We start from the raw sequence: 16,901 nt of genomic DNA, 5'->3' as shown, positions 1-16,901 counted from the left end.
GTCCTCCTGGTGAGGGGTGGGTGGGATACCGGTGGAGGATAGCGGCATCAGCCGGGAAGCGCGGCGAGGTCGGCGAGCAGCGTCAACCGCTGCTCCGGCTCCAGCGCCTGGTACGGGCCGGCGGCCCGGCGGTCGGTCTCCTGCTCGATGGCCAGCCGGGCCGGTCCGGGTGGCAGGTCGACGATGCTGCGGGCGGTGTGCCCGGCGGCGGTCCAGGCGGCGGCGTGCGCGTCGGCCCGGTGGTAGCGCAGCACGGTGAGCCGGTTGAGCAGCAGCACCCCGGCCGGGGTGCCCTCCGGTTCGTACGGCGGGGCGACCGCGCGGAACGCGTCCTGCCCGCCGGTGCCGGGGTCGGCCGTGCCGGGGTCGGCCAGCGCGGCGGCCAGCAGCCGGCCGGTCAGTTCGACCAGCCGGACCAGCCGGGCCGCGTGTTCGGCACCCCAGATCTGCCCGGTGACCGCGGCGTGCAGTGCGTACAGGTCGGTGAGGAAAGCGCCGCCGCGTTCGGTGGCCCGCAGCGCCCCGTCCGGATGGCGTACCAGCATCCCGTACGCGACCTGCTTGTCCAGCACCCGCTGACAGCTCGCCGGGTCCTGGTAGCGGGTGACGGCGGCGAACCCGGCGGCGTCGACCAGGCCGGCCGGCGCGGCCAGCCGGGTCCGCAGGTCGACCAGGTAGCCGACGGCGGCCGGACCGCCGTACCGCTGACGCAGCTCGGCCCCGGCGGTGTCGGCGGCGGCCATCGCGGCCCGGTGCACCCGGTCGATGACGGGGGCGATGAGCGCCGCGCACCGGTGACCGGGCAGCCACAGCTGGTCGCCGGCGCTCACAGGCCCAGGGAGCGCAGTACGGCGAAGCCGTTCTCGGCGATCCGCCGGATCAGCCCGTCGTTGACGTGGGCCGACTCGTCGAGCACGTCGAGCGCGTCGGCGGCGAGCCAGCGGAACTCGGTGTGCTTGCCGGCTTCGAGCTGCGGATTGGCCAGGTCACCGTCGACCCGTACCAGATAGTCGAGCTCGACCCGGGCGATGCCGTCGTTGCCGACGTAGGTGTACTCGCCGACCTCGGCGAGAATGTGGGAGACGGTCCACCCGGTCTCCTCGCGTACCTCCCGGTGCAGGGCCTCGATCGGCGTCTCGCCGGCTTCGAGGTGGCCGCCGGCGATGTCCCAGGTGTCGGGGAACAGTCGACGCTGCGGCGACCGGCGCTGGAAGAAGATCCGGCCGTCGTCGTCGACGATCAGCGCCGCGACGCAGCGCAGCGGTTCGCTGGCTGCCGCACGGTCGGGGGGTGGGGCGGACACGCCTGTGACCCTAGCGAGCACCCCGGGGGAAGAACCAGGACCAGCATGTGTGCTGGCGCACCAGCCGGCGGTGATCGGCCGGGCAGGTCGTACGCTGGCACCCATGAGCGCCGAGCAGCTGATCTCGTTCGCCCGTGGGGCGCCCTCGCTGGACATCGTCGACATCGACGGGCTGAAGGCCGCCGCCGGCCGAGCCTTCGACGCCGACCCGGCCGGGGTGACCGCCTACGGCACCTCCGTCGGCTACGTTCCGTTGCGCCGCTGGATCGCCGACAAGCACCGGGTCGCGCCGGAGCAGGTGCTGGTGACCAACGGGTCGCTGCAGGCCGACGCGTTTCTCTTCGACCACCTGGTGAAGCCGGGCGACGCGGTGGTGGTGGAGCGGCCGACGTACGACCGGACGCTGCTCAACCTGCGCCAGCTCGGTGCCGAGGTGCACCCGGTGACGCTGCAGCCGGACGGGCTGGACACCGACGAGCTGCGCAAGCTGCTGGAGTCCGGGGTCCGGCCACGGCTGGCGCACGTCATCCCGAACTATCAGAACCCGGCCGGGGTGACGCTGTCGCTGCCGAAGCGGCGGGCGTTGCTGGAGCTCGCGGCCGAGTTCGGGTTCACCATCTTCGAGGACGACCCGTACGCCGACATCCGGTTCCGGGGCGAGGCGCTGCCGTCGATGCTCTCGCTGGACACCGCCGGCGTGGTGGTGCACGCCTCCAGCTTCACCAAGACCGTCTGCCCGGGGGTCCGGGTCGGCTACCTGGTCGGCGAGGCCACCCTGATCAAGGAGATCGCGGCGCGCGCCACCAACCTGTACATCTCGCCGGGCATGGTGGCCCAGGCGATCGTGCACCAGTTCTGCGTCTCCGGTGACCTGGACCGGTCGATCACCACGGTGCGCACCGCGCTGGCCGAGCGCGCCCGGGTGCTGGCCGAGTCGTTGCGCAAGCACATCCCGGGGGTACGGTTCACCGAGCCGGACGGCGGGTACTTCCTCTGGGTCGACCTGCCGGACGACGTGGCGGTGGACGCGCTGGTGCCGGCGGCCGCGCGGCGCGGTGTCGCGGTGGTCAAGGGCAGTGACTTCCTGCTCGACGGCGGCGAACACGCGCTGCGGTTGGCGTACTCGGCGGTCACCGTCGATCAGATCGACGAAGGCGTACGCCGGTTGGCGGCCGCGATCGACGAGGTACGCGCGGGGTAGCCGGCCGGCGTCTCTGCCGGCTTCGGTCGGCCGGGTGCCGGGGTTCCGGAGTGCCGGGAAGGAGACGGGCGGATGGCGGACCAGGACCGTGGGCAGCAGCGGTGGCCGGACGGCGGGAGCAGCCGGGCGTTGTCGCGGGCCTGGACGGCCCCGGTCCGGGCGGTCAGCCGGATGCTCAACTCGACCGAGACGCCGCTCGCGCCGGACCCGGCGCCGGTCGAGGAACGCAGCGGGGTCGTCGACTGCGCGCTCTACATCGACGGCATCCGCCAGCCGGGCTCGTGGCAGCATCCCGAGGCGTTGGCCACCGCCCGTCGGGAGCGCAACGCGTTCGTCTGGCTGGGGCTGCACGAGCCGAGCCTGGCCGAGATGGCCGGCATCGCCGACACGTACGGGCTGCACGAGCTGGCCGTGGAGGACGCGGTCAAGGCCGAGCAGCGGCCCAAGCTGGAGCAGTTCGGCGAGGTCAACTTCCTGGTGCTGCGGACCGCCCGGTACGTCGACCACGAGAAGCTGACCGGCGACTCGGAGGTGGTGGAGACCGGCCAGGTGATGCTGTTCATCGGGCAGGGTTTCGTGATCAGCGTGCGGCACGGTGACGCCTGCCGGCTGGCACCGGTGCGGGCCGACCTGGAACGCAACCGGGACCTGATGGTGCAGGGGCCGTGGGCGGTGGCGTACGCGATCACCGACCGGGTGGTGGACCTCTACCTGGAGGTGGTGGACCGGATCGAGACCGATCTGGACACCGTCGAGGCGGACGTCTTCTCGCCCGAGGCCAGCGACAAGGTGCAGGAGATCTACCAGCTGAAGCGGGAGCTGGTGGAGTTCAAGCGCACCGTCGCGCCGCTGCAGCGGCCGATGATGACCCTCACCGCCGAGATCAACGAGGACGTGCCGGCTGAGATCCGCCGCTACTTCCGGGACGTGCAGGACCACCTCAGCCGGGTGGTGGAGCAGGTCAACGCGTACGACGATCTGCTGAACTCGATCCTGCAGGCCCGGCTGGCACAGGTGACCGTGGCGCAGAACAACGACATGCGCAAGATCGCCGCCTGGGCCGGTATCGCCGCGGTGTGGACCGCGTTGGCCGGCATCTACGGGATGAACTTCGAGTTCATGCCGGAGACCGGTTGGGAGTTCGGCTACCCGGTCGTGCTCGCCCTGATGCTGAGCATCTCACTGGTGCTGTACCGGTCGTTCCGGCGCAACGGCTGGCTCTGAACCCGCCAACCGTGCGCCGGTCCGACCGCCGGTGCTCAGGCCTGCCCGTTGCGGGCGGTCGTCGTCGGGTCGCTGTCCATCGCGGAGATCGGGTCGCCGTGCGGCTTGCCGCCGTCGGCCGGCTTCGGCGTGACCGACTCGTGGGTGGCACTGCCGGCCGCCCGCATCGTGTCCAGCGCCTGACCCGGGTCGTACTCCTCCCACTGGGCGGCCTGGCGACGCCGTACCGCGATGGTGCCGATCGCGGCTCCCGCCGCGAGCACGCCGACGATCATCGGCCAGCGGCGGCGGCTGTGCTTGGCACGCTTCGACGGGGTGAGCTTCGCCTTCATCGCCGGCATCGCGGTCCGTTTCGCTACCTTCAGGTTCTTCATGTTTTTCATGTTCTTCGTCTTCGCCTTCCTGGTTGCCCGGCGGGCCTGGCGGGCCCCGTCGGCGGCGGCCACCGCCAGTGGTGCCAGCGTGGCCATGGTCGCGGTCACGCCCTGGGATGCGGAGCCGCGTACCCGGTCAGCGGTGGGTGCCACCGCGTCCCGGGCGGCGTGGATCCGGGGTCCGACGGTGGCCCCCACGCCCCCGGCCGCGTGCGTCGCTGCCTGCATGAAATGATCTAGGCTCTCGCCGAGCTCCGCTCGGACGAGATCCCGCCGCCTGGCGCGCCTGGAGATCCTCAACACCGCTGCCTACCTCCTGTGCCGTCGTTACGCCGTCATCCTCCACCTTCGGGTGCCTCCGTGTGACCGGATCGGGCACATGGGAGGATCCGCATGGAACTGACCAACAACTGAGGAGTACCCGTGGCTGAGGCTGTCTACGCCACCTTGCACACCAATCACGGACCGATCCGGTTGGAGCTGTTCGCCAACCACGCACCGAAGACGGTCCGCAACTTCGTCGAGCTCGCCGAGGGCACCCGCGAGTACACCGACCCGCGTACCGGTCAGCCGGGCAGCGGTCCGTACTTCGACGGCACCATCTCGCACCGCGTGATCAGCGGGTTCATGGTTCAGATGGGCGACCCGACCGGCACCGGTCGGGGCGGTCCGGGCTACACGTTCGCCGACGAGTTCCACCCGGAGCTGCGCTTCGACCGTCCGTACCTGCTGGCGATGGCGAACGCCGGACCGGGCACCAACGGTTCGCAGTTCTTCATCACGGTCAGCGCGACCACCCACCTGAACAACCGGCACACGATCTTCGGTCAGGTGGCGGACCAGGACTCGGCGAAGGTCGTCGACTCGATCGCGAACACGCCGACCAACCCGGCGGACCGTCCGCTCAGCGACGTGGTGATCAACCGCGTGGAGATCGAGCGGGTCGGCTAAAACCGACCGGTCGCGAGGCGGCCGCCGCGAAACTCGCCGGGTAACCTTGGCGCTCATGAACGAGCACCGGGTTGCCGGCTATCGGCACGGGTCGTCGGCACCGGCGCAGTGAGGTGGCGTGATGAGTGATCCGGCCCCGACGGTGCCGGTCTGCTACCGGCACACGTCCCGGGAGACCTGGGTCCGGTGCGCCCGGTGCGAGCGGCCGATCTGCCCCGACTGCATGCGGGACGCCGCGGTCGGGCACCAGTGCCCGGAGTGCGTCGCCGAAGGGCGACGGACCCAACGGTCGGCGCGCACTGCCTTCGGCGGCAGTGCCGCCGGCCAACAGGGCACCGTCACCAAGGTCCTGATCGGCATCAACGCGGTCGTCGCCCTGATCGGGGTGGCGATCTCCGGCGGCGGCTCGCTGCTCGGCGCCGGGCTCTTCTCGGCCGCTGGGCGGCTGCACGCGTTCGGCGGGGTGATCGGCCCGGACGTCACCGTCCGGGCCAACGGCACCGTCCTTTCCGGGGCGCTGCCCGGGTACGGCGACGTCTTCGTCGGCATCGACGGCGGCGGCGTCTACCGGCTGATCACCGCGATGTTCATCCACTACGGGCTGTTGCACCTGCTGTTCAACATGTGGGCGCTGTGGGTGCTCGGCCGCAACCTGGAGGCGGTGCTCGGGCCGGCCCGGTTCCTGGCGCTGTATCTGATCGCCGGGCTCGGCGGCAACGTCGCGGCCTACCTGGTCGACCCGGGTGCGCTGTCCGCCGGCGCGTCCACCGCGGTCTTCGGCCTGTTCGCCGCGTTCTTCATCGTGCTGCGCCGGCTGAAGCGGGACACCTCAGCGGTGGTCGGCATCCTGGTGATCAACCTGATCCTGACCTTCACCGTGTCCAGTCTGTCGATCGCCGGGCACCTCGGCGGTCTGATCACCGGCGGGTTGATCGGGGCGATCCTGGCCTACGCTCCGCGTACGAACCGAACCGTCGTGCAGGCGGTCGGTGCCGGTGCCGTGCTGCTCTTCCTGATCCTGGTCACGGTTGCCCGGATAGCCCTGGTGCACGCCGGTTGACCTTCCGGGCGCGGCCGGGCGCACGCTCTGCAGCGCTGCCCTCTGCAGTGCCGCCCTCTGCAGCGCTGCCCGCTGCAGCGCCGCCGCGACCTCGTCCGGCGAGGCACCACCCAACTCGTTGCCGCCGATCAGGTGCAGCGAGTCGCCCGCGTCGATCTCCAACAACTCGCTGCGGATGCCCCGGTGGCCCCGGCGGTCCACGCTGACCGACTCGATCCGGTCCCAGGCGATGGTGTGCCGGCGGGCGAAACCGGTGACGACGCCGACCCCGTCCGGCCCGGCGGTCAGCCGTACCGGCACCACCAGGTCGCGTACCGCCCAGCCGACCAGGCCGGTGGCGGCCAGCAGCGCGAGGACCAGCCGGACCGGATCGCCGTCGCCGAGGAGCAGGCCGGCGGCGCCGATCAGTACGGCGACCGCGATCTTGCCGGCCGGGACCTTGCCGGCGACCCGCCAGGTCAGCTCCGTGGGTTCGCTGTGCACCGGTCAAGGATGGCTGTGCACCGGCAGAGGATGCCAGTCGCGCTGGTCGAGGGTGCCAGCCGTGCGGGTCGCGGCGTACGATTCGGGAAACGAGAGTTACCCGGGAGTAGGTAGGCATGAGGGACGCGGTCATCGTCGGAGCGGTCCGGACCCCGATCGGGCGACGCAAGGGCGCCCTGGCATCGGTGCACCCGGTTGAACTGTCCAGCCACGTGCTGCGGGCGCTCGCCCAGCGGACCGGTCTCGATCCGGCCGACGTCGACGACGTCGTCTGGGGCTGTGTGTTCCAGTCGGGCGACCAGAGCTGGAACATCGGGCGCAACGCCGTACTCGCGGCCGGCTGGCCGGAGTCGGTGCCCGGCACCACCGTCGACCGGCAGTGCGGGTCCAGCCAGCAGGCGCTGCACTTCGCGGCCGCCACGGTGATCGCCGGCCAGGCCGACCTGGTGGTGGCCGGCGGCGTCGAGTCGATGACCCGGGTGCCGATGGGGGCCAGCACTGGTGCCGGACGGCCGTTCGGCGACCAGGTGCGGGACCGGTACCGGGGGGTCGACGGCGTCGTCGCGGATGACCCCGTCCCGTTCAACCAGGGGGTCGGCGCCGAGCTGATCGCGCGGCGCTGGGGGTTGTCGCGCACCGCGTTGGACGAGTTCGCGCTGACCAGCCACCAGCGGGCGGCGGCCGCCCAGGACGCCGGCGAGTTCGACGCCGAGATCGCGCCGGTGCCGGTCACCGACGCCGCCGGGCCCGACGCCGACAAGTTCGGTGCCGACAAGTTCGGTGCCGACAAGTTCGGTGCCGACAAGTCCGGTGCCGACAAGTTCGGTGCCGACGAGGGCATCCGCCGGGACACCTCACTGGCGAAGCTCGGTGAGTTGGCCACCCCGTTCCGGACCGACGGGGTGGTGACCGCAGGCTCCGCGTCACAGATCTCCGACGGCGCGGCGGCGCTCGCGGTCACCACGTCGGAGTGGGCCCGGGCGCACGGCGTACGGCCGTTGGCCCGGGTGCACACCGCCGTGGTGGCCGGTGATGATCCGGTGATGATGCTGACCGCCCCGATCCCGGCGACGGCGAAGGCGTTGCGCCGGTCCGGGCTCGACCTGACCGACATCGGGGTGTACGAGGTCAACGAGGCGTTCGCGCCGGTTCCGCTCGCCTGGCTGGCCGAGACCGGTGCGGACCCGGCCCGGCTGAACCCGCGTGGCGGCGCGATCGCGCTGGGCCATCCACTGGGAGCCAGCGGCGCCCGGATCATGACCACGATGCTGCACCACATGCGCTCCAACGGCATCCGGTACGGGCTGCAGACGATGTGCGAGGGCGGCGGGATGGCCAACGCGACCATCGTGGAAATTCTGTAGCTGAAATTTCGCCGTCACCCCGAGTCATTGCGCGTTGACGTGTCGTTAACACGACATGGACGTCTTCTCCCGCACGTTCCTGCCGGCGGCGGCAGAGACCGCCGTCCCGATCTCGACCACCAGCCGGCACATGCCGGTGTTCCGCCGCTGTGTCTCGCCCAACGAACGCACCGTGCTCGTCACCCGGTGCCAACGCCCCGACCAGCCGATGCAGGGTGACTACCTGCTCCTGTTGACCCGGCGGCGACTGGTGGTGACCCAGGAGACACTGCTGTGGCGCCGGCTGCGGCTGCACCTCAACAGCGAACTGCGTCACCTCGACCACGTCACCTGGACCACCGATCCGCGGGCCGGCATCGTCGAACTCGCGGTCACCGCCGTCGACGGCATCCGGGAACGGTTCCTCATCAAGGCCGGCGATCCGGCTCGGGCCAGCCACATCGAAGCCCTGTTCGGCTACGCGTTCCTGGCCCGCCCGTTGGACGCCCGCAGCGGTGCCGCCGCCTGACTGGCGGTAACCGGCCGCCGGCATGCGGCGTAGTCGTAGCGGCCGGCGGTCAGCCGGTCACGGACCGGCGATCGGCGATTGGATCGACCCGGAACAAGCCGAGCACTTCAACCACACCTCGCGGGTGCGGCCACTGATCAGGGCGAAGGTGAAGGCCTTACCGGCGCCGAGGCATTTCGGGCAGATCGGCGGCCGCCGTCTCCTCGGTCCCGGCAGATCATCTTTCTCGCCCATGGGGGCGAGATTACCGCCCACCATTACTGCGAGTGGAAGTCGACCACCGCCGAAAATCTTTCGGGCGACCTGGGGGTGCACCTGCGGCTCGCCGGGCCGGTACGCCCCTACGGGTTGGGCTAGTCTAGGTCCACTGCCACCGCACCGTACGCATTCGGAGACCACCGTGAAGCTCTCGATCCTCATGCCGGTCTACAACGAGGAGGCGCGGGTCGGCGATGCCCTCAAACAGGCGCTCGCCGTCGACTATCCGTGCGAGATCGAGTTCCTGGTCGTCGACGACGGCAGCCGGGACGGCACCGGTGCGATCCTGGAGAGCGTCGACGACGCACGGCTGCGGGTGATCACCCATCCGCGCAACGCCGGCAAGGGCGCGGCGATCAAGACCGCGGTGGACTCCGCCGAGGGTGACTACATGGTGATCCTCGACGCAGACCTTGAGTACGACCCGCAGGACATCCCGAAGCTGCTCGAGCCGGTGCTGGACGGTCGGGCCACGGTGGTCTACGGCAACCGGACCTTCGGCAGCCACAGCGCCTACAGCTTCTGGTACGTGATGGGCAACAAGGCCGTGACGACGGCGGCGAACGTGATGTTCAACTCCTACATCGGCGACCTGGAGACCTGCTTCAAGCTGCTGCCGCTGTCGTTGTACCGCTCACTCGACGTGCGCTCGCGCGGGTTCGGCATGGAGGCGGAGGTCACCGGCAAGCTGCTGCGCCGCCGGATCCGCCCGTACGAGGTGCCGATCTCCTACCGGGCCCGGGGCCGCGAGGAAGGCAAGAAGATCACCTGGAAGGACGGGGTCGAGGCACTGTGGATCCTGGGTCGGGAGCGGACCCGGCGCCAGGGGCGTGCCGTCCCCGGCGCATGAGCCCCGCCGTCTCCCGCCCAGCTGCTAACGAATCCGGTCAGCCGCTGACGAGCCCCGTTCAGCCGGTGACGAACCGGGTGACCGAGCGCCGCAGGCCGGCTGGGTCCAGCCCGTGCCAGCGGTCATGGTCCGCCGCGCTGCCGTACCGATGCAGGTCCTCCCGGCCGACCCCCAACGACAGCAGCCGGTACGGCCGGTCCGCCAGCGCCGCGCCGACCAGGTGACTGGATGTACCGGCCAGGTACGGCTCGACCAGCACCACCACCGGATCGACATAGTCGACGAGCATCCGTAGGCCGGTGACGTCGAACGGGCGCGGCGTGTTCGTGTACGCCACCGTTACGTCCAGCCCGGTGACCGCGTCCAGCGTCGCATCGAGCATCGGGCCGACCGCGACGACCACCGGGGCTCCCCCGCTGCCCCGACGCACCGTCACCAGCCGGCCCGACACCCCGTCACCGTGCGAGCTGCGGTTGCCACGCGCGGCCAGCCGCAGGTAGACGGCCTCGTCGTTACCGGCCGCGGCCCGCAGCAACGGCCCGACCTCGTCCGGACGGCCCGGTACGTGGACCGTCCACTGCCCGGCGGTGTCGAGCAGCGCAACGTCGCCGGGGGACATGTGGGTGCGGCCCTCCGCCGCCGCGTCGTACGACCCGCCGATGCTGACCAGCACCGCGCCGACGCCCTGGTGGTCGAGGTCGAGCTTGATCTGCTCGTACGCCCGGTCGACCAGGAACGGCGCGTAGGAGTGGGCGATGGCCCGCAGCCCGGTCAACGCCAGCCCGCCGGCCACGCCGATCATCAGCTGTTCGCGGATGCCGACGTTGAGCACCCGGTCGGGGTGCCGGCGGGCGGCCGGGGCGAACGCGTCGGCCGAGATGTCGGCCAGCACCAGCGCGGTACGCGGGTCGTCGTCCAGCAGGCCGGTGGCGGCGCGGGTGAAGGCGTCACGCATGGCCGTCCTCCTTGCCGCCCGACGTGGCGTGTCCGGTCGGTCCCGGCAGGGCGTGTCCGGTCGGTCCCGACGTGGCGTTCTTGGCCGGGGTCCGGGCGACCACCAGGTGCGGGCGTACCCCGTCGTGTCCGGTCAGCGCGTCGGTCAGTGCCTCGTGGTCGCGGCCGTCGACGATGGTCGTGGTCCAGCCGTTCACGCTGAACCGGCTGGCCAGCCCACCGGGCCAGCCGTGGGTGGCCGAGTCGTTGTCGACGACGATCGCGGTCAGCTCGGCGAGCTGCCGGCTGCCGGCGTACGCGATCGCCTCGTGGTTCGACCCTTCGTCGAGCTCGGCGTCGCCGACCAGGACGTAGACGCGCGCTCCGCCGACCCGACCGGCTTCGCTGGCCCCGCCTACGCGACCGGTCGCGTAGGTCAGGCCCTGGGCGCGCAGGCCGAGCAGCATGCCGACGCCGAGGCCGAGCCCGTGCCCGAGCGAGCCGGAGCCGATCTCCACCCCGGGCACCAACAGCCGGTCCGGGTGGTGCCCGAGTGGGCTGTCCGGCCCGGCCAGGTCGTCGAGCCAGGCGTCGGGGATGAACCCCTTCGCGGCGAGTACGGCGTAGTAGGCGGCCGGCCCGTGCCCCTTGGACAGCAGGAACCGGTCCCGGTCGACGGCGTCGACGGTCTGCGGGCTGATCCGCAGGATCCGGTCGTAGAGGACCCACAGCACGTCCAACGTCGAGTTGGCGCTGGGCTCGTGTTTCTCGTCGCCGGTGATCCGGCGCAGCAGCGGCGGGAGGGCCGCGTACCCGGTGTCGGTCGGCGGGTGGGTCGCGGACCCTGCGGTGCTTGTCGGCGGGTGGGCAGTGGACCCGGTAGTCGTCGGCGGCGGGTGCGGCGGCGCGACCGGGCTGGCTACGAAGGCTGACATGCCCCTACCCTGCAAATTGAAGTTGACTTCAACTCAAGGGTGGTGTGATGCAGCGGACACTGGCCATCGGCGATCTGGCCGCCCGGTCCGGGGTGGCACCGTCGGCGCTGCGGTACTACGAGCGGATCGGGCTGATCCGAGCCGGGCGCACCGGCGGTAACCAGCGCCGGTACGAACGCTCCGAGCTGCGCCGGGTGGCGTTCATCCGGATCGCCCAGCAGATCGGGGTGCCGCTGGACGAGATCCGCCAGGCGCTGGACGAGCTGCCCGAGTCGCGTACCCCGACGAAGGCCGACTGGGCGCGGCTGTCCCAGCGCTGGCAGGCCCGGCTCGATGAGCGGATCGCGCTGCTCACCCGGCTGCGCGACGACCTGACCGGGTGCATCGGCTGCGGCTGCCTGTCGCTGCGGTCGTGCTCGCTGTACAACCCGGCCGACCGGCTGGCCGCCACCGGCCCCGGCCCGCGCATCCTGCTCGATGGCGGCTAGCACTTCCCGGTCGACGCCGGCTGGCTCGCGGCTAGCTTTCCCCGGTCACCAGCAGCACCTTGCCCAGGTGGTCGCTGCTTTCGACGATCCGGTGCGCCTGCGCCGCCTGCGCCATCGGCATCCGGCGGTCGATGACCGGCCGGATCGCACCCGAGGCGACCAGCGGCCAGACCTGGTCGTGCACCCGGCGGACGATCTCCGCCTTCTCGGCGAGCGGCCGGGACCGCAACGTGGTCGCGAAGATCGTGGCCCGCTTGGCCAGCAGCGCACCCAGGTTCAGCTCGGCGGTGCGTCCGCCCTGCAACCCGATGATCGTCAACCGGCCGCCGGTGGCCAGCGTCCGCACGTTGCGCTCCAGGTAGGCACCGCCGATGATGTCGAGGATCACGTCCACCCCGCCGTCACCGTCGCCGGTCAGTTCGCGGGCGCGGGCGACGAAATCCTCCGTGGTGTAGTCGATCGTGTGGTGGGCGCCGAGCGCCCGCAGCTGTTCGTGCTTGGCCGGGCGGGCGGTGGTCAGCACGGTCGCGCCGAGCGCCGCACCGAGCTGGATGGCGAAGGTGCCGATCCCGCTGCCGCCGCCGTGCACCAGCAGCGACTCGCCGGCCCGCAGCCCGGCCAACTTGACCACGTTCGACCAGACGGTGCAGGCCACCTCGGGCAGCGCGGCGGCGTCGACCAGGCTCAACCCGGCCGGCACCGGCAGCAGCTGCCCGGCGGGCACGGCGACCCGCTCGGCGTACCCGCCGCCGGCCAGCAGCGCGCAGACCTGGTCGCCGACCTTGTGGTGGGAGACGTCCGCGCCGACCGCGCTGATCACCCCGGAGCATTCCAACCCGAGGTACGGCGACGCGCCCGGCGGCGGCGGGTAGTGTCCCTGCCGTTGCAGCAGGTCGGCCCGGTTGACGGCGGTCGCGGCGACGTCGACGATCACCTCGTCCGGGCAGGGGGTGGGGTCGGGAACCTCGGCCCAGACCAGGGCGTCGGGTCCGCCGGGCTGCGGCACGGTGATCGCGTACATGGGATAAGTCTTACCGGGTCGACCCGCGTGCCGCCCGCCGAACCGCCTGGTGAACCTGGTGGCCCGGGCGGCTACCGCCGCGTTAACCTGCGGCGCGGGGCGCGGTTGGACGTCCGTGGCACACTAGGGCTCAGCGACGCGGCGGCCGACCGTCTCCGGCCCGGCCGCACCGGGAGGGCTCGCCTAGTGGCCGATGGCGCTGGTCTTGAAAACCGGTAAGGGGAGAGATCCTCTTCGTGGGTTCGAATCCCACGCCCTCCGCTCCGACAAGCAGTGGCCCGGCCGACGGGCGACGACTACGCATCGCACGTGGTAGCCGGTGGATATCCCTGCGTGAGGTTGCTGGCCACTTGACAGGCGACCTCGCGCAGCACGTCGATCTGGTGCTCGGTGAGGCCGTCGATGACGTAGCGGCGGACGGCGGTCACATGTCCGGGAGCCGCGGCGACCACCAGGTCCCAGCCGGTGTCGGTGAGCACGGCGTTGGTGTACCGGGGATTGTCGGGGTCCGGTTCGCGGCGCAGCAGACCTCGCCGCTCAAGGCGCTTGACGACGTTCGACAGGCGAGACAGCGAGCTGCTGACCTGACCGGCGAGATCACTCAGCCGCAGGGTGTGGCCGGGTGTCATGGACAGGGCGCTGAGCACGAAGTAGTCGAACAGCGTGAGGTCGTTGTCCCGCAGGAGTTGGGCGTCCAGGGCGCTCGGCAGGTTGAACATGAGTTTGGCCAGGGCAAGCCACGCGTCGCGTTCCCGGTCGGTCAGCCATGGCGGTTCGTTCGGCATGCTTCCAGCCTACTTCCGCTTCACCGTTGAAGTGATCGATCTCTCACAGTGGTTCAAGCTTGAACCAGATCCGGCTACTCTCAGCTTCAAGCTTGAACCTACCGCCCTGAGGAGTAGCTGTGACCCTGTTCCGGCTGGACGCCAGCATCCGTACCCATGGCTCCGCGAGTCGCGAGATCGCGGACATCGTCGAGGCGGAGTGGCTCGCCGCCCACCCCGGCGACACGGTCCACACTCGTCACATCGGTGTGGACCCGGTGCCGGCGACCGCCTGGGCCGCCGCGCTGTCCGCCGGCACGACACCGGCGGCGGAGCACACCGCCGAGCAGCGCGACGCCGTCGCTCTCGCCGCGACCCTGGTGGACGAACTGATCGCCGCCGACGCGGTCCTGTTCGCCGTGCCGCTGTACAACTATGGCGTATCCCAACACTTCAAGACCTACGTCGACCTGGTCTGCGTCGACCCACGAGCGACCCAGAAGGCATTCCTCGACGGCAAGCCCGTCGTGCTGGCCACCGTGCGGGGCGGCGCGTACGGCACCGGCACGCCACGGGAAGGCTGGGACCACTCCACGCCGTACCTGCGGCGGGTCATCGCCGACTGCTGGGGCGCCGACCTCACCGTGGTCGAACGCGAGTTCACCCTGGTCGGAGTCAACCCCGCGCTCGATCCGTTCACCGACGAAGCCGGACAGATGCACGCCGGAGCCCTGCAGTCGGCCAGAGAAGCCGGTCGCGCCCTCGGCGCGCTGCCCGTCCCGGCCTGAGCAAGGAGGATGGAAATGGACCTGCAACTTCCGACGCCGGACAAGAGCGACCCGATCTGGACCGCCGCGAGAGGATTCGTGGTACGTGAACCCGAAGGAACCCACAAGCTGCTCAACGGTGGGCAGGAGTCGGCTCGGGTCAAGGTCACCGGCGAACAGACCGGCGGCCGGCTCAGCCTCCTGGAGCTTGCGGTCGCACCCGGCTTCGGCAACCTGCCGCACGCCCACGGGGCCGAGGACGAGGCGTTCTACGTGGTGTCCGGCGAGTTCCGATTCCTCAACGGCGACCGTACCTTCGACGCCGGGCCGGGTGACTTCGTCTACATCCCGCGGGACACCCGGCACGGCTTCAGGAACCTGGGCACCGAGCAGGCCAAGCTGATGGTCTTCTACACGCCGGCCGGGGCCGAGCAGTTCTTCCTCAAGTACGGCGACGATCCGGACCCGTCCGGAGCGCCGCCGCCGACGTGGACGGCGGAGAAGTTCACCGCACTGGCTGGCGCGCTCGACGCCCACCACATGGTCCTGTTGCCGGGGGAGGACTGGACCGGCTGACGACCCTCCGGACCAGGTCGGCGTCCTCAGGCCGGTGGATGGTCGTCCACAGCGACTCTTCCGGCGTCAGGTCCTCCGGCCGGCCACCCGGGCGAAAAAGGTCATTCCTTTGATCAGGTGAGCGGGTATACAGTTGTTTCAGAACCCTTCAGAAGTGGGAAAAAGTGAGATTGAGTCATGATCGGCAGACTCTCGTCATGACTTTTCCTGAATTTCTTACGGATTCCAGGGTATCGAAGGAACCTTCGTATCGTGCAGGCCCTTGACCGGGCCGGCTCGGATTCATACTCGCCGTAGGGAGGGACAATGAGCAACTGCTCGCTCGGGAATCTGTCAACTCTCACATTCATCGTGACGATGGCCCGCCGCCGACCGTCGACTGCCGGATTCGTGGCGGCGGTGCTGGCCATCGTTCTGGTGATCGGTCATGCCTCCGCTGGGTACGCCGCCGGCGTACCCAGCGAGCGCTCGGGCGCGGCGGCGGTTCCGCAGAGCGCCGGAGCGGAGCAGGTTCCGGCCGGGCTCGGTGCGGTGACCGCTGTCGCCGCCGGCGCCGGACACAGCCTTGCCCTGCGGTCCGACGGCACCGTCGTCGCCTGGGGCAGGAACGTCTACGGTCGGCTTGGTATTGGTCACGGAGAAAGTTATCTGACGCCGGTGCAGGTTTGCGCCGTCGGCGAGACCGCGCCCTGCCGCCGGTTCCTGACCGGCGTGATCGCGATCGCGGTGGGCACCTATCACAGTGTGGCTCTGCTACGGGACCGTACAGTCGTCGCCTGGGGCTGGAACATTCACGGGCAGGTCGGCGACGGCACCTCCGCCTACCGCCTCACCCCGGTGCAGGTCTGCGCGGTCGGACAGGTCGCACCGTGCGGCGAGTTCCTGAGGGGGGTCCGGGCTCTGTCGGCAAACGGCAATACCACCCTTGCCCAACTGACCACCGGTGCTGCGGTCGCCTGGGGAAGTAACCTGTACGGTCAGCTTGGCGACGGCACCACCCTCGATCGGCATACCCCTGTGCAGGTGTGCGCGGTGGGGCAGGTAGCCCCCTGCGAGCGGTTCCTGACCGGAGTCAGATCCCTCGCGGTTGGCGGGCAGCACAGTATGGCGGTGGTGGACAACGCGCTGGCCGTCGCGTGGGGCTTCAACCAGAACGGGCAACTGGGCGATGGCACCACCCTCGATCGGCGTACCCCCGTGCGGGTGTGCGCGGTGGGGCAGGTCGCGCCTTGCGACCGGTTCCTGAACGCGGTGCGGGCTGTGGCAGGTCACCTCATGCAGAGTATGGCGCTGCTGGGCGACGGCAGCGTTGTCACGTGGGGATACAACGGACTCGGGCAGCTCGGCGACGGCACCACGGTCAATCGCCTCACCCCGGTGCGGGTGTGTGCGGTCGGGCAGGCCGCACCGTGCGAACGGTTCCTGTACGGGGTCCGGCAAATCAGTGCCGGCGGGAACCACAGCGCGGCGCAGCTCAGCAGCGGTGGGGTCGTTACCTGGGGCTTCAACGACAATGGCGAGCTCGGTGACGGCACCGACCAGAGTCGTTCCACCCCGGTGCGGGTGTGTGCGGTAGGACAGGCCGATCCCTGTACCCGATACCTGGTCCTGATCAGAGCCATATCCGTTGGCGGATCTCACAATCTGGCGCTACAGCCCGACTACTCCGTTGTCGCCTGGGGCTTGAACAACCTGGGCCAACTCGGTGACGGGACCACCGAAGCCCGTCGGATCCCGGTGCAGGTCCGTGCGTCCTGGCCGTAGTTGAGCGGATGTCAGCTCACCGCTTCGGGCATCCACCGGCACCGCTGAGTCCGAGCTGGACCGAGCGGGATGGTCGC

17 protein-coding genes, 1 tRNA gene and 2 pseudogenes are annotated in these 16,901 nt (G+C 70.6%); 12 read left to right on the top strand and 8 right to left on the bottom strand.

The features are described from left to right. Positions 1-47: 47 nt before the first annotated feature. Together ACN27J_RS19945 and ACN27J_RS19940 are read right to left on the bottom strand one after the other, a co-directional pair. Positions 48-830, bottom strand: coding sequence for a hypothetical protein (locus ACN27J_RS19945; RefSeq protein ID WP_421368422.1), 783 nt, complete (start codon positions 828-830; stop codon positions 48-50). Next, the gene (locus ACN27J_RS19940) at positions 827-1,303 is read right to left on the bottom strand and encodes an NUDIX domain-containing protein (RefSeq protein WP_421368420.1); all 477 of its coding nucleotides are present in this window, start codon (positions 1,301-1,303) and stop codon (positions 827-829) included. Before ACN27J_RS19940 ends, ACN27J_RS19945 begins: the two co-directional genes overlap by 4 nt. Positions 1,304-1,406: 103 nt before the next feature. Here ACN27J_RS19940 and ACN27J_RS19935 point away from each other — a divergent pair, with 103 nt between their 5' ends. Continuing rightward, positions 1,407-2,504 (top strand): PLP-dependent aminotransferase family protein, encoded by a 1,098-nt coding sequence (locus tag ACN27J_RS19935; protein ID WP_421368417.1) that lies wholly within the window; start codon positions 1,407-1,409, stop codon positions 2,502-2,504. A 72-nt stretch (positions 2,505-2,576) separates the two neighbouring features. After that, positions 2,577-3,728 (top strand): magnesium/cobalt transporter CorA, encoded by a 1,152-nt coding sequence (corA, locus tag ACN27J_RS19930; RefSeq protein ID WP_421368415.1) that lies wholly within the window; start codon positions 2,577-2,579, stop codon positions 3,726-3,728. A gap of 35 nt (positions 3,729-3,763) precedes the next feature. Here the strand turns inward: corA and ACN27J_RS19925 are convergent, their stop codons facing one another. Next, positions 3,764-4,330 carry a hypothetical protein gene (locus tag ACN27J_RS19925; protein WP_421368413.1) on the bottom strand — a complete coding sequence of 189 codons (567 nt, stop codon included), beginning with the start codon at positions 4,328-4,330 and terminating at the stop codon, positions 3,764-3,766. A gap of 195 nt (positions 4,331-4,525) precedes the next feature. Between ACN27J_RS19925 and ACN27J_RS19920 the strand changes: the two genes are divergently transcribed. Then, positions 4,526-5,053: a peptidylprolyl isomerase gene (locus ACN27J_RS19920; protein ID WP_281552572.1), complete on the top strand. Its 528-nt coding sequence runs from the start codon at positions 4,526-4,528 to the stop codon at positions 5,051-5,053. Positions 5,054-5,174: 121 nt separating this feature from the next. Next, the gene (locus tag ACN27J_RS19915) at positions 5,175-6,113 is read left to right on the top strand and encodes a rhomboid family intramembrane serine protease (protein ID WP_421368411.1); all 939 of its coding nucleotides are present in this window, start codon (positions 5,175-5,177) and stop codon (positions 6,111-6,113) included. Positions 6,114-6,239: 126 nt separating this feature from the next. On the opposite strand, the pseudogene ACN27J_RS19910 reads toward ACN27J_RS19915, so the two are convergent. Beyond that, positions 6,240-6,413, bottom strand: a pseudogene (locus ACN27J_RS19910) (PH domain-containing protein); the annotation flags it as partial. Between the two features lie 299 nt (positions 6,414-6,712). Here ACN27J_RS19910 and ACN27J_RS19905 point away from each other — a divergent pair. From ACN27J_RS19905 to ACN27J_RS19895, 3 genes are all read left to right on the top strand, one after another. Further along, positions 6,713-7,960, top strand: coding sequence for a thiolase family protein (locus tag ACN27J_RS19905; protein WP_421368409.1), 1,248 nt, complete (start codon positions 6,713-6,715; stop codon positions 7,958-7,960). A gap of 55 nt (positions 7,961-8,015) precedes the next feature. Then, a complete protein-coding gene (locus ACN27J_RS19900; RefSeq protein ID WP_278172483.1) occupies positions 8,016-8,468 on the top strand; it encodes a hypothetical protein in 453 nt (150 codons plus the stop codon). A 400-nt stretch (positions 8,469-8,868) separates the two neighbouring features. Then, the gene (locus ACN27J_RS19895; protein ID WP_123606422.1) at positions 8,869-9,576 is read left to right on the top strand and encodes a glycosyltransferase family 2 protein; all 708 of its coding nucleotides are present in this window, start codon (positions 8,869-8,871) and stop codon (positions 9,574-9,576) included. A 58-nt stretch (positions 9,577-9,634) separates the two neighbouring features. Here ACN27J_RS19895 and ACN27J_RS19890 read toward each other — a convergent pair whose 3' ends face one another. Beyond that, positions 9,635-10,531 carry a transketolase family protein gene (locus ACN27J_RS19890; RefSeq protein WP_421368406.1) on the bottom strand — a complete coding sequence of 299 codons (897 nt, stop codon included), beginning with the start codon at positions 10,529-10,531 and terminating at the stop codon, positions 9,635-9,637. A gap of 94 nt (positions 10,532-10,625) precedes the next feature. After that, positions 10,626-11,444 (bottom strand): annotated as a pseudogene (locus ACN27J_RS19885) (hypothetical protein); the annotation flags it as partial. 47 nt (positions 11,445-11,491) lie between these two features. Here ACN27J_RS19885 and soxR point away from each other — a divergent pair. Beyond that, entirely contained in the window at positions 11,492-11,932 is a 441-nt protein-coding gene (gene soxR / locus ACN27J_RS19880) for a redox-sensitive transcriptional activator SoxR (protein ID WP_421368404.1), read from the top strand. A gap of 31 nt (positions 11,933-11,963) precedes the next feature. Here the strand turns inward: soxR and ACN27J_RS19875 are convergent, their stop codons facing one another. Continuing rightward, positions 11,964-12,953: an NAD(P)H-quinone oxidoreductase gene (locus ACN27J_RS19875; RefSeq protein ID WP_421368402.1), complete on the bottom strand. Its 990-nt coding sequence runs from the start codon at positions 12,951-12,953 to the stop codon at positions 11,964-11,966. A 172-nt stretch (positions 12,954-13,125) separates the two neighbouring features. Here ACN27J_RS19875 and ACN27J_RS19870 point away from each other — a divergent pair. After that, positions 13,126-13,214: transfer RNA gene (locus tag ACN27J_RS19870), tRNA-Ser, on the top strand. A 35-nt stretch (positions 13,215-13,249) separates the two neighbouring features. On the opposite strand, the gene ACN27J_RS19865 is transcribed toward ACN27J_RS19870, so the two are convergent. Beyond that, positions 13,250-13,738, bottom strand: a complete 489-nt coding sequence (locus ACN27J_RS19865; protein ID WP_421368399.1) for a MarR family winged helix-turn-helix transcriptional regulator — start codon at positions 13,736-13,738, stop codon at positions 13,250-13,252. A 119-nt stretch (positions 13,739-13,857) separates the two neighbouring features. On the opposite strand from ACN27J_RS19865, the gene ACN27J_RS19860 reads away from it, so the two are divergent. From ACN27J_RS19860 to ACN27J_RS19850, 3 genes are all read left to right on the top strand, one after another. Beyond that, positions 13,858-14,505, top strand: a complete 648-nt coding sequence (locus ACN27J_RS19860; protein WP_421368397.1) for an FMN-dependent NADH-azoreductase — start codon at positions 13,858-13,860, stop codon at positions 14,503-14,505. A gap of 15 nt (positions 14,506-14,520) precedes the next feature. Next, positions 14,521-15,060, top strand: coding sequence for a cupin domain-containing protein (locus ACN27J_RS19855; protein WP_421368395.1), 540 nt, complete (start codon positions 14,521-14,523; stop codon positions 15,058-15,060). Between the two features lie 390 nt (positions 15,061-15,450). After that, positions 15,451-16,824, top strand: coding sequence for an RCC1 domain-containing protein (locus tag ACN27J_RS19850; protein WP_421368393.1), 1,374 nt, complete (start codon positions 15,451-15,453; stop codon positions 16,822-16,824). Positions 16,825-16,901 lie beyond the last annotated feature (77 nt).

The sequence above is a fragment of the Solwaraspora sp. WMMB762 genome (assembly GCF_049179115.1).
GTDB lineage: Bacteria > Actinomycetota > Actinomycetes > Mycobacteriales > Micromonosporaceae > Micromonospora_E.
Note: the sequence above shows the minus strand (reverse complement) of the source record. Positions and strands in the feature narration are given on the sequence as shown.

What these genes read in the sequence shown, in the direction of transcription:
- ACN27J_RS19935 (WP_421368417.1), top strand. Translation starts at nt 1,407, where the DNA reads ATGAGCGCCGAGCAGCTGATCTCGTTCGCCCGTGGGGCGCCCTCGCTG.
- corA (WP_421368415.1), top strand. Translation starts at nt 2,577, where the DNA reads ATGGCGGACCAGGACCGTGGGCAGCAGCGGTGGCCGGACGGCGGGAGC.
- ACN27J_RS19925 (WP_421368413.1), bottom strand. Translation starts at nt 4,330, where the DNA reads ATGCAGGCAGCGACGCACGCGGCCGGGGGCGTGGGGGCCACCGTCGGA.
- ACN27J_RS19915 (WP_421368411.1), top strand. Translation starts at nt 5,175, where the DNA reads ATGAGTGATCCGGCCCCGACGGTGCCGGTCTGCTACCGGCACACGTCC.
- ACN27J_RS19905 (WP_421368409.1), top strand. Translation starts at nt 6,713, where the DNA reads ATGAGGGACGCGGTCATCGTCGGAGCGGTCCGGACCCCGATCGGGCGA.
- ACN27J_RS19900 (WP_278172483.1), top strand. Translation starts at nt 8,016, where the DNA reads ATGGACGTCTTCTCCCGCACGTTCCTGCCGGCGGCGGCAGAGACCGCC.
- ACN27J_RS19890 (WP_421368406.1), bottom strand. Translation starts at nt 10,531, where the DNA reads ATGCGTGACGCCTTCACCCGCGCCGCCACCGGCCTGCTGGACGACGAC.
- soxR (WP_421368404.1), top strand. Translation starts at nt 11,492, where the DNA reads ATGCAGCGGACACTGGCCATCGGCGATCTGGCCGCCCGGTCCGGGGTG.
- ACN27J_RS19875 (WP_421368402.1), bottom strand. Translation starts at nt 12,953, where the DNA reads ATGTACGCGATCACCGTGCCGCAGCCCGGCGGACCCGACGCCCTGGTC.
- ACN27J_RS19865 (WP_421368399.1), bottom strand. Translation starts at nt 13,738, where the DNA reads ATGCCGAACGAACCGCCATGGCTGACCGACCGGGAACGCGACGCGTGG.
- ACN27J_RS19855 (WP_421368395.1), top strand. Translation starts at nt 14,521, where the DNA reads ATGGACCTGCAACTTCCGACGCCGGACAAGAGCGACCCGATCTGGACC.